The sequence below is a fragment of the Prauserella flavalba genome, from assembly GCF_003202235.1.
GTDB classification, from domain to species: domain Bacteria; phylum Actinomycetota; class Actinomycetes; order Mycobacteriales; family Pseudonocardiaceae; genus Prauserella_A; species Prauserella_A flavalba.
This window is the reverse complement of the sequence record NZ_MASU01000005.1, coordinates 1,359,257-1,374,048: the sequence shown is the minus strand read 5'-3', so window position 1 is coordinate 1,374,048 and position 14,792 is coordinate 1,359,257. Positions and strand designations below refer to the sequence as shown.

General features: G+C 72.9%; 13 protein-coding genes. 12 read left to right on the top strand and 1 reads right to left on the bottom strand.

Annotation, left to right across the window (positions count from 1 at the left end):
• Nucleotides 1-45: 45 nt before the first annotated feature.
• Complete coding sequence (locus BA062_RS14010) at nt 46-579, bottom strand: hypothetical protein (RefSeq protein WP_110336477.1); 534 nt, start codon at nt 577-579, stop codon at nt 46-48.
• Nucleotides 580-950: 371 nt separating this feature from the next.
• On the opposite strand from BA062_RS14010, the gene BA062_RS14005 reads away from it, so the two are divergent.
• The 12 genes from BA062_RS14005 to BA062_RS13950 all read left to right on the top strand — a co-directional run bounded on the left by BA062_RS14005 (nt 951) and on the right by BA062_RS13950 (nt 14,785).
• Nucleotides 951-3,581 carry an ABC transporter permease gene (locus tag BA062_RS14005; protein ID WP_245959814.1) on the top strand — a complete coding sequence of 877 codons (2,631 nt, stop codon included), beginning with the start codon at nt 951-953 and terminating at the stop codon, nt 3,579-3,581.
• On the top strand, nt 3,568-4,245 hold the full coding sequence (locus BA062_RS14000) for an ABC transporter ATP-binding protein (RefSeq protein WP_110336476.1): 678 nt from the start codon (nt 3,568-3,570) through the stop codon (nt 4,243-4,245). The genes BA062_RS14005 and BA062_RS14000 overlap by 14 nt, the downstream gene beginning before the upstream one ends.
• Nucleotides 4,242-4,859, top strand: coding sequence for an ABC transporter ATP-binding protein (locus tag BA062_RS13995; protein WP_110336475.1), 618 nt, complete (start codon nt 4,242-4,244; stop codon nt 4,857-4,859). Before BA062_RS14000 ends, BA062_RS13995 begins: the two co-directional genes overlap by 4 nt.
• A gap of 107 nt (nt 4,860-4,966) precedes the next feature.
• Nucleotides 4,967-5,923: a MaoC family dehydratase gene (locus BA062_RS13990; RefSeq protein WP_110336474.1), complete on the top strand. Its 957-nt coding sequence runs from the start codon at nt 4,967-4,969 to the stop codon at nt 5,921-5,923.
• Nucleotides 5,924-5,967: 44 nt separating this feature from the next.
• Nucleotides 5,968-7,335, top strand: coding sequence for an MFS transporter (locus tag BA062_RS13985; protein WP_110336473.1), 1,368 nt, complete (start codon nt 5,968-5,970; stop codon nt 7,333-7,335).
• Nucleotides 7,332-8,336: a hotdog family protein gene (locus BA062_RS13980; protein ID WP_110336472.1), complete on the top strand. Its 1,005-nt coding sequence runs from the start codon at nt 7,332-7,334 to the stop codon at nt 8,334-8,336. Before BA062_RS13985 ends, BA062_RS13980 begins: the two co-directional genes overlap by 4 nt.
• Nucleotides 8,337-8,373: 37 nt before the next feature.
• Nucleotides 8,374-10,068, top strand: coding sequence for a thiamine pyrophosphate-binding protein (locus BA062_RS13975; RefSeq protein ID WP_110336471.1), 1,695 nt, complete (start codon nt 8,374-8,376; stop codon nt 10,066-10,068).
• Nucleotides 10,069-10,073: 5 nt separating this feature from the next.
• Nucleotides 10,074-11,270: a CaiB/BaiF CoA transferase family protein gene (locus BA062_RS13970; RefSeq protein ID WP_110337339.1), complete on the top strand. Its 1,197-nt coding sequence runs from the start codon at nt 10,074-10,076 to the stop codon at nt 11,268-11,270.
• A 2-nt stretch (nt 11,271-11,272) separates the two neighbouring features.
• On the top strand, nt 11,273-11,989 hold the full coding sequence (locus BA062_RS13965; RefSeq protein ID WP_210406838.1) for a GntR family transcriptional regulator: 717 nt from the start codon (nt 11,273-11,275) through the stop codon (nt 11,987-11,989).
• A complete protein-coding gene (locus BA062_RS13960) occupies nt 11,986-13,425 on the top strand; it encodes a xylulokinase (protein ID WP_110336470.1) in 1,440 nt (479 codons plus the stop codon). The genes BA062_RS13965 and BA062_RS13960 overlap by 4 nt, the downstream gene beginning before the upstream one ends.
• Nucleotides 13,426-13,649: 224 nt before the next feature.
• Nucleotides 13,650-14,270: a dihydrofolate reductase family protein gene (locus BA062_RS13955; protein ID WP_110336469.1), complete on the top strand. Its 621-nt coding sequence runs from the start codon at nt 13,650-13,652 to the stop codon at nt 14,268-14,270.
• 182 nt (nt 14,271-14,452) lie between these two features.
• Entirely contained in the window at nt 14,453-14,785 is a 333-nt protein-coding gene (locus tag BA062_RS13950; RefSeq protein WP_110336468.1) for a type VII secretion target, read from the top strand.
• Nucleotides 14,786-14,792 lie beyond the last annotated feature (7 nt).

Here is a 14,792-nt window from a genome sequence, read left to right as displayed (position 1 = left end):
CCGTGGTTCCGCGGTGCTTGTGGGGGCGCCGGGCGCTCGGAGCGCCTACCGGGTGTGGGCGTGCTCGCGCGGTATCGGCCCGACGTCGGCGTGGCGGCCGGGACGCAGCGCGGCGTGGCGCTGCCCCGGGCCAGGGCCGGAGCGGGCGGCCAGCGCGTCGGCGACGACGCCGGTGGTGAATGCGTACACGGTCTTGTGCAGCAGGTCCACCACGAGTTCCTGCCGGGGCCAGGTGGGCGGCGGGGAGCCCACGCCCGTGGCGTTCTCCAGGATCTGGTCGTTGGTCAGCCGCACCACGGCGAACTTCGCTGAGGACCACGGGCCGCGTAGCCCCGCGTGCGCCATCACCGAGCGCAGCACGCCGAGCAGTATGCCCTGGCCGATGTGCATCGCCAGGTTCACCGGAGCCGGCTGCCGGCCGGCTCGTTCCCGCATCCCGGTGAGCCGTTGCATGGTCCTGGCGGGAACGTGCGAGTCCGGGCGACCGGTCAGGCGTTGCTCCACCTTCTCGCCCAACGTCATCGCCAGCACTCCCGCCGCACCGGCGGCCGGCCCTTCCCACAGCGCGTGTTTCATCATGTCGCCTCGGCTACCCCGGTCCGCCGCACCTATTCACGATTTCGGCCTGACGACGGCGGGTGTGCCGAGCCGCCTTCGACCCGGCCAGGGCGACGATTCCGGGCGGCTCGGCGTCCCAGCCCGTCACCGCGTGATCCGGCCGGACCAACGCACGGCGTCCCCGCGGCCGTAGCGAATCAGGAAGTCCGCATCGCGGGAGGAACTGCCGGCCCTGCAGGATCATCTGCCGCCTCCGCGAAGCGATCAAGGCCGGAGCCGAGGCCTGGCGGCGCACCAGGTGGGCCGCGATCCGGCGGCACTGCCGGAAAGCGCGGGGCCACGAATCGGCGGCAGCCGGAGAGCGTGCCCGACGACATGACAGACTCCACCGGATGAGCCGCTGGGGGATGCCGGCGCCGTGGTCGCGCGCGCCGCTGATGCTGCTGCGCAGGCCCGTCGTGGCCCTGGCGGTCGCGGTGGGTGCGTTGCTCGTGGCGTTGCCTGCCGCGGCGGCTCCGCTGTTCCTGTCCTCCGCGGGCAACGCCACGCTGAGGCAGCTGGTCGACGCGTCGTGCACGTGGCAGACGGGCATGCAGCTCACCGGTGCCGTCCCGATGCGGCCCGCGCCCGAGGCTCCGGGAGATCCGGTCGGGCGGGACCTCGTCGACCGGCGGGTGGAGCTGGTGCGCGCCCAGACCGGTGGGCTGGACCACCTGGGCGGGCCGGTGGTGACGCTGCTGACCACCGCGAGCGTGGGCCCCGCGCCCGTGCCCGACCAGTCGCTCGTGACGCTCGCCGCGCGCGACGGGTTCGGCGAGCACGTCGACGTGATCGCCGGGGGCGAGGGCCGGGGTGTGTGGGTGCCCGACCGTTTCGCCGAGCTCCAGGGCCTGTCGGTGGGTGACGAGGTGACGCTCTCCAGCCGCGACGGCAGGGCGACCATGCCCGTGGCCGCGGTGTTCCGCGACCTGCGCTCGGTGCCTGAACGGCCGTTCTGGTGCAGCCTGCGCGAGACCGTTCACGGCACCCCGCTCGGCAACGCACCGGTGTACCCGGTGGCGTTCGTGTCGCGCGCCGACCTGCTCGCCGTCGCCGAGGACACCGGAGCGTCGATGTGGATCGAGCGGGCGGTCGACACCGGAGGGCTCACCACGGTCGGCGCCCGGCCCGCGGCGGAGGGGATCGAGCGGCTGCGCGCGAACACCGTCGACTCGCCGGAACCCGGCCTGTTCGACGACTCGGCACCGTACGGCGGTGCGTTCACGTCCTCGCTGGCCGACAAGGTCAACCGCTCCGAGCTGGTGCTGGCCGCGCTGACCGGCACGGTCGTGCCCCTCGCGGCGGCGGGCACGGTCGCCGGGCTCGTGATCGCCGCCGCGGCCGGCGCGTTCTGGGCCGACCGGCGGCGGGCCGAGCTGGCCGTGCTGTCCGCGCGCGGGGTGGGGCCGCTCGCGCTCGGCGGCAAGGCGGCACTGGAAACGGCGGGCGCCGTGGTGCTCGGCGCCGTCGCCGGCTGGGCCGGTGCGCGGGGGCTCGTCGCGGCCGCGGGCCCGAGCCCGCTCGTGACGCCCGGCGCCACCACGGCCTCGCTCGTCGCCGCCGCCACGGCACTGGTGGCCGCGCTGGCGGTGATCGCGGCCGTCGCCGGGTTCCGGGCCGGGCGCCTGCACGACACGCGGCCCGCGCGGCACCGGCGGCGGGCCCGCGTGCCGTGGGAGGTGCTGCCGCTGGGCGCGGCGGTGGTCTGCTGGTTCGTGCTCGACGCCGACGTGCAGGTGCGTGCCGCCGACGCCGTGGGCACGGTCGCCCGCATCCCGCCGAGGCTCATCGTGTCGCCGGTCCTGCTGGCGATCGGGCTGGCGATGCTCGGCGCCCGGCTCGTCCGGTGGATGCTGCGCCGGCTGCGTTCCCGCCCCCGGTCGATGACGCGTCCCGCGGTGTACCTCGCGGCCAGGCGCGTGGTCGCCGCGCCGCTGGTGGCCTCGGTGCTCGTCGGCGCCACCGCCGTGCCCGTCGCGCTCGCCGGGTACGGCGCCACGGTCACCGGTTCCGTCGACCGCACGATGCACGCCGAGGGGCAGCTGATCGTCGGCGCCGACGCGGTGCTGTCACTGAGGGAGCGGGCGCCCGTGCCGCCGCGGCTGGCCGGGCGCGCGAGCGTGGCCACGCGCTACGTCGACGCGCGGCTCGGCGACACCACCGTCCACGTCCTCGGCGTCGATCCGGAGACCTTCGCCGAGGCCGCCTTCTGGGACCCGGGCCTGCCCGGCCCTTCGCTCGTCGAGGTGCTCGGCCACCTCTCCGGCGGTGGCGCGGCCGTCGCCGGAACGTCCTCAGTGGACATCGGTTCCGTGCTCACGATCAGGAACCAGCACCGCGAACTGGACCTCCTCGACGTGGCGCAGCTGCCCGGAAAGCAGGCCGGCTACCCGCTGGTGCTCGTCGACCGCGCACTGCTCGACGACCTGGCGCCGGCGGCGCAACCGCAGCTGTGGGCGCGCGGTGATCCCGACGAGATCGTGGCCGCGGCCGCCACGGCGGGCCTGCCGGTGAGCGCCGTCGCGCGCGCCGAGGACGTGCAGGCCAGCGGCGTCTACGCCGGGATCACCTACACCTTCGCCTTCCTCGCGGCCGTCTCGCTGCTCACCGGCGTGGTGATCGTGGTGGGGCTGCAGCTCTACCTCGACGCGCGCTCGCGCGCGAGGCGCAGTGCGTCGGTGCTGCTGCGGCGGATGGGCATCGGCGCCGGGGCGCACTGGCGGGCTCTGGTGCTGGAGGTCGGCGGGCTGCTGCTGGCCGGGTTCGCGACGGGCGCGCTGCTCGCCGCCGCGGTGATCGCGTCGACGGCGGCGGACTACGACCTCAACCCGGCGAGCGCGCCCGGCACGCTCGTCGCACTGCCCTGGCCGGTGTTCGCCGTGCTCGCCGTGGCGACCGCGCTCACCGCGGTCGTGGCCTCGGCGGCGGCACAGCGCGCGGCCTCGGCCGCCCGGCCCTCGGAGGTGCTGCGTGACACCCGCTGACCCCGCGCTGCGTTGCGGGGGCGTGAGCCACAGCTATCCCGTGAACGGCGCGCCCGTGCGGGCGCTCACCGGAGTCTCGCTGACGGTTCCGCGTGGCGCGGTCACCGTGCTCGCCGGACCGTCGGGCTCCGGCAAGTCCACGCTGCTGCGCATCCTCGGCTGCCTCGACCGGCCCGAGGAGGGCAGCGTCGAGGTGGAGGGCGTGGAGACCACCACGCTGTCCACGCGGCGGCGGCGGGCCCTGCGCCGCGCCCGCATCGGCTACGTCTTCCAGGACCCCGCCGACAACCTGCTCGGCTACCTGACCGTCGCCGAGCACCTCGCGCTCGGCGCCCGCCTGCGCGGGGCCGGGGGAGACCCCGCGGCGCTGCTGGAGGCGCTCGGGCTCGGGGCCAGGGCGGGACACCGGCCCGCGCAGCTCTCGGGCGGCGAGCAGCAGCGGGTGGCGCTCGCCTTCGCCGCCGCGGGCGACCCGCCGGTGCTGCTGGCCGACGAGCCGAGCGCCCAGCTCGACCGCGCGGCCACCGGGCTCGTCGTCGGCGCGCTGCGCGAGCTCGCCGCACGCGGGCACGCGGTTCTGGTCACCACCCACGACCCGGAGGTGCTCGCCGTGGCCGACGAGGTGATCGAACTGGTCGACGGCGTGCGGAGGGACGCGGCATGAACGGGGGACCGATCCTGACGGTGTCCGGCGTGCGCAAGGACTACGGGCGCACGACGGCGCTCGCCCCGGTGAGCCTCGAGCTGTACCCGGGCGAGCTGGTCGTCCTGACGGGCCCATCCGGCTCCGGCAAGAGCACGCTGCTCATGATCGCGGGTGGCTGGGAGACCCCCGACGACGGCGAGGTGAAGCCGCACCCGCCGCTGCCGGACGTGCGCATGGCCGAGCAGCCGTGGGAGCACCTCGGCGTGGTGCCGCAGTCGATCAGCCTCCTCGACGAGCTCACCATCGAGGACAACCTCGCGTTCGCGGCCCGCCGCACCGGGGACGCCGACGTGGCCGGCCTGCTGGCGGCACTGGACCTGACGCACCTCGCGGGCAGGCTGCCGGGCGAGACGTCCCGGGGCGAGCAGCAGCGTGCCGCCGTGGGCCGGGCGCTGGCAGCCGGGGCGTCGCTGGTGCTGGCCGACGAGCCGACCTCGCACCAGGACCGCCGCCGGGGCGCGCTCGTGCTCGACGTGCTGCGTGCGGCCGCCGACCGGGGCGCCTCCGTGCTCATCGCCAGCCACGACCCCGTCGCGATCGGCCGTGCCGACCGGGAGATCACGCTGGGCTGAGCGGTACGCCCCGCGCTCAGGGTGCCGGGTTGACAGTGGGGGCCCCGCGGATCTACGTTCTGCCTAGTCGTCTATACATCTAGTCAACGTTCCCGCTGGAGGTGACAATGCCGTCGCAGCTGAAAGAGGCCCGCTACGAGCTCGTCGAGGTACCCGAGCCGATGGGGCCGGTCTCCGTGACCGTCGACCGGCGCAAGGTGCTCGACTACGCCTACTGCGAAGACGACTACGGGTCCTGGTACTTCGGAGAGTCGCCGTTCGGCGGCCCGGTCGGCCACCCGCTCGTGCTCGCCAACGACCTGCTGTTCCTCTTCTACGAGAACTACGACGGCAACACGGCCCAGGGGCTGCACACTCACGAGCACCTCACGTTCCACGCGCCGATCCCGGTCGGGGAGACGGTGACCATCCAGGGCGGCTACGTCGAGAAGTACGAACGCCGTGGCCAGGGCTACGTGACGCTCGAGGCCGAGGCGCGCGGGGCCGACGGCAGGCTCCTGGTGCGCCACGTCGGCAAGGAGATCATGCGCACCGTCGCGGGCGAGGTGGTCGGCAAGGGCAGGGCCGCGGGCGCCGAGCGGCCACGCACCGTCCGCGGCACGGTCGACGCGAACCTGCCCGTGGTCACCCGCGCGCGGCTCGACGCGCCCGAGCACGCCGGCATCCCGTCCCGCTCCCTCGCGTTCACCCAGGACCAGATGTCGGTGTTCTCGTGGGCGGGCCGCGGCTACTCCAATGTGCACACCCACCCGGAGAAGGCCGCCGCGTCCGGGCTCGACCGAACGATCGTGCAGGCCCAGCAGCAGACCGGTTTCATCATCTCCAACGTGGTCGACTTCTTCGGCGCGAGCTTCTTCACCTCCGGCGAGTTGGACCTGCGGTTCGTCTCGCCCGTGTTCGTCGGCGACGAGCTGACCACGAGCGGCGCGATCTCCGGCGTCACCGGCGACGGCAGGCTCGAACTCGAGGTCTGGGTCGACAAGGCCGACGGCACGCGCACCGCACTCGGCTGGGCCTCGGCGCGGGTCGGCGACGACCCGGCCCGCCCCACCCCGCTGCTCTGACCCCCGCTCCCACCCCGTCCCCCCAGATCGACAAAGGAGTCATCATGGCCGAACCCGCCACAGCTCCTCCCGCCACCGAGGCCGAGCGCACCAGACTGGCCAAGCGCGCCGCCGTCGCGAGCCTCGTCGGCACCGCCGTGGAGTGGTACGACTACTTCATCTTCGGCACCGCCTCGGCGCTCGTCTTCGGTGAGCTGTTCTTCCCCAACGAGGCCGACCCGATCATCGGCACGCTCTCGGCGTTCGCCGTGTTCGGCGTCGGCTTCTTCGCCCGCCCCGTCGGCGGCATCGTCTTCGGGCACTTCGGCGACAAGTTCGGGCGCAAGGCCGCGCTCGTCACCACGCTCATGCTCATGGGCGTCTCGACGTTCCTCATCGGACTCCTGCCCACCACCGACGACATCGGCATCTGGGCTCCGGTGCTGCTGGTGCTGCTGCGGCTGATCCAGGGCTTCGGCGTCGGCGGGGAGTGGGGCGGTGCCTCACTCGTCGCCGTCGAGTACGCGCCGCCCGGCAAACGCGGCGCCTACGGCAGCTTCCCGCAGATCGGCAACGCCGTGGGCCTCGTGATGTCCACGAGCATCTTCGCGATCGTCTCCGCCCTGCCCGACGACGCGCTGCTGTCCTGGGGCTGGCGGGTTCCGTTCCTGCTCAGCGCCGTGCTGATCGCGGTCGGACTGTTCATCCGGTTCAAGCTCACCGAGACGCCCACGTTCCAGGCCGCGCAGGAGAAGCTCGAGGCGCAGGCGGCCACCGACAAGGCCAAGGAGAAGATGCCGATCGCCGAGCTGTTCACACGGTTCAAGCGGCCGCTGCTGCTCGCGATGGGCATGCGGCTCGGCGAGGCGGTGTTCGGCTACATCATCCTCACCATCGGCCTGACGTTCGCCACCAACTACACCGACATCCCGCGCACCGACGTGCTCATCGCGGGCACGGTCGCGGCCGCGCTCGCGATCTACACCTACTACTTCTTCGGCAGGCTCTCCGACCGGATCGGCAGGCGCGCCGTGTTCGTCCTCGGCTCGGTGGTGGCCGTGGTGGTGTCGTTCCCGTTCTTCTGGATCCTCGACGCCGACGCGGTCGTGCTGATGTACGTGATCTACGCCGTCGGCTACGCGATCGGCGTCGGCGCCCTCTACGGCGTCGAACCGGCCTTCTTCTCCGAGCTGTTCGGCACGAAGGTCCGCTACACCGGGCTGTCGCTCGCCGCGCAGGTGCCGAGCATCCTCATCGGACTGTGGCCGCTCGCCTCCACGGCGCTGCTCGCCGCCACCGACGGAGACCCGTGGCCCATCGCGCTCATCACCGCCGTCTGCGCCGTGATCGGGCTGGTGTGCGCGCTGCTGGCCCCCGAGACCAACAAGGCCGACATGACCCGCATCGGCGAAGAGCACGAGGAGGCCCGATGACGAACGCGCCCGACCGGCCCTGGCGGGACCTGACCGACCCCCGCCGGGCGCTGAAGATCGACGACCTGGAGGCCGGGCTCAAGGAGCCGGAGTTCGAGAACCTCGAGATCCCCGAGGACCTCGGCACCGTCCGGGTCGTGGTGGACGACCACAAGATCAAGCGCTACGCGTTCACCCACGACGACCACTCGCCGTGGGCCCTGCACGACAGTCCCTTCGGCGGCCGTGTCGGGCAGGCGGCCCTGCTGGGCAACGACCTCGTGCAGCTGTTCACCCTCGTCTACGCCGGCAGCAAGGTCGTGGGTTACCACACCGAGGAACAGATGTGGTTCGACAGCCCGGCGAAGCTCGACGAGGTGGTGACGCTGAGCGGCACCTACACCGAGGCCTACGAGCGCCGCGGTGAGGGCTACGTCGTGATGGAGGCGCAGGCCACCGGCGAGGACGGGCGCAGCATCGTGCGGCACCGCGGCGTCGAGATCCTCAAGACCAACCCCGGCGCGATCGGCGGGCGCGGCTCCGCCAAGCCCGAGAAGCGCGTCACCGGCGAGGTGCCCGAGGGCGCCAGGGTGATCGAGACCGTCGACGCCGCCACCAGGCCCGGCGACGTGCTCGCCCCGCTGCACAAGACGATCACCGCCGAGCAGGCGGCGGTGTTCAGCCGCGTCGGCGAGTACGTGCGCAACATCCACAACGACATCGACGTGGCCCGTGCCGGCGGCCTGCGCGTGCCGATCGTGCAGGGGCAGCAGCAGTTCGGCGTGCTCGCCCAGCTGCTGACCCTCCGCTGTGGACCGTCCTTTCTCACCTCCGGCAGGCTGCGGGTCAAGTTCCTCGCCCCGCTCGACGTCTTCGACCCGTTCACCTCGACCGGCATCGTCACCGCGGTCACCCCGGTGGCCGACGGGCTCCGTGCCGAGCTGGAGATCTGGGTGCGCCGCGACTCCGACGGCCGGCTGATGACGGCCGGGTGGGCGAGCGTGACCGTGCCCGCGTCCTGACCGACCGCACCGACAACAGAAAGCGGAAAACACCTTCATGAGCACTCCCAAGACCGGTGGCCAGCTGGTCGTCGACCTGCTGCGCTCCTTCGGCGTCGAGTACGTCTTCGGCGTCGTCGGCGGGCAGACGCTGGCGATCACCGACGCGATCATCGACACCCCGGGCATCGAGGTCGTCCACACCCGGCACGAGAACGCCGCCGCCGTGATGATGGACGCCTACGGCAGGCTCACCGGCAAGCCGGCCGCGTGCATCTCCACCACCGGCCCCGGCGCCACCAACCTGCTCACCGGCATCGGCGGTGCCTACCGCGACTCCAGCCCCGGTTTCGTCCTCACGTGCAACAACAACGGTGAGAACATCCACAAGGACGACGCGCAGAACGCCGACCACGTCGAGCTGATCAAGCCGCTCGTGAAGTACTCCCGCCTCGTGGCGCACGCGTCGTCGATCAAGCAGGCGATGGAGGAGGCCTACGTCAACGCGCTGACCGGCAACCCCGGCCCGGTGCACCTCGACTTCGCCCGCGACACCATCGAGGGCGAGGTCGCGAACCCGCCCTCGGTCCCCGAGGTGCACCCGAGCCGCGACTGGGTCGGCGAGCGGCCGTCGGCCAACCCGGTCGCGCTCGCGAGGGTCGCCGAACGCGTGCTGGCCGCGAAGCGGCCGGTGATCTGGCTCGGCAACGGCGGCAACCGCGCGCGGGCGAGCGAGGACGTGCTCGCGCTGGCCGACGCGCTCGGCATCCCCGTGGTGACCACGTTCAACGGCATCGGCTCGGTTCCGACGACGCACCCGCTGGTCTTCGGTGCCGTGAGCCGGATGGGCACCGCACTCTCCGGTGAGGTGCTCGGCGAGGCCGATCTGGTGCTGGCGCTCGGGAACAGCCTCAACGCGGTGTCGACCGGCCGCTGGAAGCGTGCCCTGCCCGAGGTGGTCCAGGTCGACGTCGACCCCGCCATGATCGGCCGCTACTACTCCGAGGTCACGCAGGGCGTGGTGGGCGATCTCGGGTCGTTCGCCCGGGACCTGGTCACCGCGGTCGGCGACCGCGCGGAGGCGGCCAGGCAGGGCCGCGCCGAATGGCTCGCGTCGCTGAGCAAGGCGCGCACCGTGTGGTGGCAGGGCTCGGAGGTGCGCGACCCCGACGCCGAGGGCGTGCTCTCGCCCGCCGACATCGTGCGCACGCTGCGCGAGGTGGCGCCCGACGACACGCTGCTGATCCCCGACGCGGGCAACCCCGGCGTGTGGTCGTTCCTCTGGGAGATCACGAGGCCGAACAGCTACATCAAGCCGGTCGGCTTCGGCAACATGGGTTTCGCACTGCCCTCGGCGATCGCGGCCTCGCTCATCGACCCGAAGCGGCCCGTGCTCGCGCTCATCGGCGACGGCTCGCTCGGCATGAGCCTCGGCGAGCTGGAGACGCTCGCCCGCGTCGGCGGCAACGTGTGCGTCGTGGTCCTCAACGACTCCAGCTATGGCAACATCCGGCAGGAACAGGAACTGCACTTCGACGGCCGCACGATCGGTGTCGACTTCGGACCCGTCGACTACGGCATGGCGGCACGGGCGATGGGGGTCGGTGGCGAGGTGGTGACCAGCCTGGCGAAGCTGCGGCAGCGCGTGGCCGACGCGTTCGCCGCGGGGGAGCCCGCGGTGTTCGACGTGCCGATCGACCGCGACGTCAACGCGTGGACGTTCCCGTCCTTCGTGGCGCCGAAGAAGGGATGACGACGATGGCGAACGCGACAACGGGGCCGCTCGCCGGAGTGAAGGTGCTCGACCTCTCCCGGTTCATCGCAGGCCCGCTGTGCGCGCAGATCCTGGCCGACTTCGGGGCCGAGGTGGTGAAGATCGAGCGGCCCGGGGGAGAGGACTCGCGCCACCACGGGCCGTACTACCGCGACGAGAGCATCTACATGTTCCTGTACCACCGGAACAAGTACGACGCGAGCCTCGACACCCGCCACCCCGAGGCGCTCGGCATCCTGGAGCGGCTCATCGAGTGGGCCGACGTGGTGGTGGAGAACTACCGGCCGGGCACGATCGAGAAGATGGGCATCGGCTACGAGCGCATGAAGGAGCTCAACCCCGACATCATCCTCGTGTCGATCTCGGGCTTCGGCCAGACCGGGCCGGACTCGCGCAGGGCGCTGTTCGACGCCATCTCCCAGGCGTCGTCGGGACTGATGAGCATGACCGGGGAGCCCGACGGCAAACCGACGCTGAGCGGCACCTACATCGCCGACTACACCACCGGCTACCAGGGCGCGATCGGCGCGCTCATGGCGATCCTGCACCGGGAACGCACGGGCGAGGGCCAGCTGGTGGACATCGCGTCGTTCGACACGATGTTCTCCGCGCTGGGCATCCGGCTCATGTCGGAGCTGATGCTCGGGCAGGACATGCCGCGCAGCGGGTCGCGGGACCTGCTCACCGCCCCGGTCAACGTGTACGAGGCCGCGGACGGGCCGATCTACGTCCAGGCGGGCACCGCGTCGCTGTTCCCGAAGCTGTGCGAGGTGATGAAGCGGCCCGAGCTCGCCGACGACCCGCGCTTCGCCACCGTCGAGGGCCGGATGGCGCACCAGGAGTACCTGGAGGGCGAGATCGGCGCGTGGGCGGCGACCCTGACGACCGACGAGATCGCGCGGCTGCTCGACGACGCCGGGGTGCCCTACGCCAAGGTCGCCACGGTCGCGGAGGTGGCGCGCTCCCCGCAGATCGCCGCGCGTGACATGATCGTCGAGTCCGAGCACCCCGAGCTCGGCACGATCCGGATGCCCGGCAACCCGGTCAAACTGGAGAAGACCCCGCCCACGGTCCGCAAGGCGCCCCCTCGGGTGGGCGAGGACAACGAGTACGTCTACCGGACGATCCTGGGTATGTCGGGCGAGGACGTGGACCGGCTGCACCAGGCGGGAGCGATCTGAACATGGCGCACGCACCCAGGTATCGCGTGATCTACGACGACATCGTCTCGCAGATCCAGGAAGGGCTGCTGGCGCCCGCGGCGCAGCTGCCCGGCGAGAACGACCTCGCCAGGCAGTACGGCGTCAGCCGCATGACCGTCCGCCAGGCGCTCGACCTGCTCGACTCGGACAACTTCGTCGTGCGCAGGCAGGGCAGCGGCACGTTCGTGAGCGAGACCGCGAAACGCGGGCGCAGGCTCAACCGGCTCCGCTCGTTCGCCGACGAGATCGCGGGCACCGCGGGTGAGGTGTCGAGCCGGGTCGTGCGCGCCGAGACCGGCCCCGCCACGGCGGAGGTGGCGGCCGTCTTCGGGATCGCCGAGGGCGACGTGGTCAACCGCGTGACCCGCGTGCGCCTGATCGGGGGCGCGCCCGCCGCGCTGCAGGACGCCTGGGTGCCCTACTCGGTGGCCCCGTCGCTGTGCCGCGAGCCGCTGCTCGGCGGCTCGCTCTACCGAACGCTGACCGAGCGGTTCGGCGTCCAGCTGCGCTACGCCGACCAGTCCATGACCGGGGCGCTGCTGACCGCCGAGCAGGCCCGGCTGCTCGACGCCGAGCCGGGCGGGGCCGTGCTCGAGGCCAGGCGCACCACCTACGGCGCCGCCGCCGAGGTCGTCGAGTTCACCACGAGCTGGACGCTGCCCGCCTTTCCCGTGCTGCTGCGGATCGACGCCGAATGAGCGCCCACGTCGCCGCGGTGGACGTGGGCACCTCGGCGGTGCGCGCGGCACTCGTGCACGCGGACGGGCACGTCGTCGGCGCCAGCCAGATCCGCAGGGTCTCGGGCCTCGGCGGTGAGACGTTCGACCCGGAGGCACTGCGCAAGGACGTGGTCGCCGCGCTCGCCGGGCTCGCCGGCGGCCCCCTGCCCTCGGCACTGGCGATCGCCGCGCACATCGGCACCGTCGCGGTGGACTCGGCGCTCCGGCCCGTCGAGCCCGGCGGAGGGTGGGCCGACCCGCGCGGGACCGACCGGCTCGCCGCGCTCGACGAGGACACCACGCGCGACCTGCTGCGGGCGTCGGGCCGCCCGTCGCCGACCGGCGGCGCGCTGGCCTACCTGCTCGGGCTCGACCCCCGGCTCGCCGAGCGCGTCGCGGCGGTGCTCTCGCCCAAGGACTACCTGGTGGCCCGCCTGACGGGGCGCGTGGTCACCGACACCGTGGACGCCGCCTACACGCTGGCCTCCGACGTGGCCGGCCGCGCGTGGAACACCGCGGCGCTGACCCGGCTCGGGCTCGACCCGGCGCTGTTCCCGCCGCAGGCCGAACCGGCGTCGGTGGTCGGCGAGCTGACGCGGGAGGCTGCCGGGGACACGGGACTGCCCGCGGGGCTGCCCGTGGTGGCGGGCGGACCCGACGGCTCGGTCGGGATCGGGTTGCTGCTGGGCACCTCGGAGGAGCTGATCGCCGACGTCGCGGGCACCACCGACGTCGTGGGCCGGCTGCTGCCCTCGGGTACCGCCGCGCCCCACGGCGCGGTGCTCAACCCCTCGGTGCTGCCGGGCCGGTTCGTGGCCGGCGGCGCCACGGGGCTCACCGGTGGCGCGGTCGCCCGCTGGCGGGCGCTGGCGGGCTCGGTCGAGGACGAGCACCTCGCCGCCGTTCCGCCGGGTGCGGACGGGCTCGTCGTCCTCCCGGCCATGACCGGGGCGCGCTTTCCGCGCTGGCGGCCCGGCTCCCGGGGCGCGCTGCTCGGCCAGCGGCCCGAGCACGACGCGGCCCACCTGCTGCGTGCCGCCCAGGAGGCCGCGACGTACACGGTGCGAGAAGGACTGGACCTGCTCGATCCCTCGGGCCTGCTGCCCGTGGCCTTCGCGGGCGGCTCCGCCCGCAGCGAGCACGTCGCCCGGCTGCGCGCGGACGTGCTCGGCCGGCGCCTGCTGGTGTCGAAGGAGCCGGACGTGACGTTGCTCGGCGCCGCCTCACTCGCGTTCCTCGGCTCCGGCGAGGTCACCGATCCGGATGTGCTGCGCGCGCGGCTCGTCGGTGCGCTGCGCGAGGTGACGCCCGACCCGGCCCGCGCGGACCGCTACGCCGCGCTGTACGCGCAGTGGCGCAGGGCGCGTGACGCGGTCGACGGGCTGTCCGGGAACGGGGCCGGTCAGGCGTCGTAGGGGTCGTCGGCCGCCGAATGGCGGTCCCAGCCGGACGCGAGCGCGGGGTCGCGACCCACCGCGGCGGCACGTCCGGCCCTCGCGGCGCCGCAGCGGCGCCGAGGACGGTGAGGTGAGGCATCGTCCTCGGTCGGCCACCACATCCGCGACAGCCGAGAGGACCGATGAGTTCCGGCCGTGTCCAGGGTCTGTACTCGCGACCGTGCCACCAGGAGGGCAGACACATGACCACACGTACGGGCAAGGTGACGTGCGACCTCTCGATCTCGGCCGACGGCTACTCGGCCGGGCCCCGGCAGACCGAGGACCGCCCGTTCGGCGACGACGGCGGGGACGGCTGGGGCGGCACACTGCACGCGTGGATGTTCGACACTCCCGAGGAGAACCGCGCCGAGCTCGACCGGATCAACGCGGCCGCAGCGTTCATCATGGGGCGCAACATGTTCGGCCCGGTGCGCGGCGAGTGGGATCGCCCGTGGAACGGCTGGTGGGGCGACAATCCGCCGTTCCACGGCCCGGTGTTCGTGCTCACCCACCACCCGCGCGATCCCCAGCCGATGGACGGCGGCACGACGTACCACTTCGTCACCGACGGCATCGAGTCCGCGTTGAAACGCGCGCGCGACGCGGCCGGGGACGGCGACGTCTCGATCCACGGCGGCGCCACCACCATCAACCAGTACCTGGCCGCGGGCCTCGTGGACGAGCTGCGGCTGCACATCGTGCCGCTCACGCTCGGCGCGGGCACGCGGTTGTTCGACGGCGTCCCCGCACTGAAACTCGAACAGGTGGAGTCGCGAGCGGCGAGCTCGGTGACGCATGTGACGTATCGCGTGCTGGACTGACGGGCAGCGCCGGTGAGTGCTCAGTTGAGCACCGTGTGGTCTGGTCCACGAGTGTCCGGGCGCGGGCTGTTAGGGTCGGTGCGGGCGCGGGAATGATCTTCGTGCCCTCCGTCGAGACCGGATAGCCGGCGGCTGGCGACGGCGCTGGTCGGTGCGCTTGTGACACTGGGGAGGCACCACCGATGGCGTTCGAAGTCGTGCCAGAGGACCTCGTCGCGCACGCCAGCCACCTGGACGGCATCACCGACCGGTTGCGGGTGGCCGTGTCCGCCGCGCGGACCGTCAGCATGGACGACAGCGCCTACGGGTTGCTCTGCTCCTTCCTCCCGCCGGTCGTGAACCCGATGGAGGACAAGGGGTTGGAGGCTCTCGACGCTGCCGTCGAGGGCGTGACGGTGACGGCGGACAACGTCCGCAAGGCCTCCGACACCTACCGCGAGTCCGACAGGTCGCACACGGAGCCGATGACCGGCTTCGAACGGGACCTGACGGCGGTGAAGGTCAGCGACGTCTGACGGACGA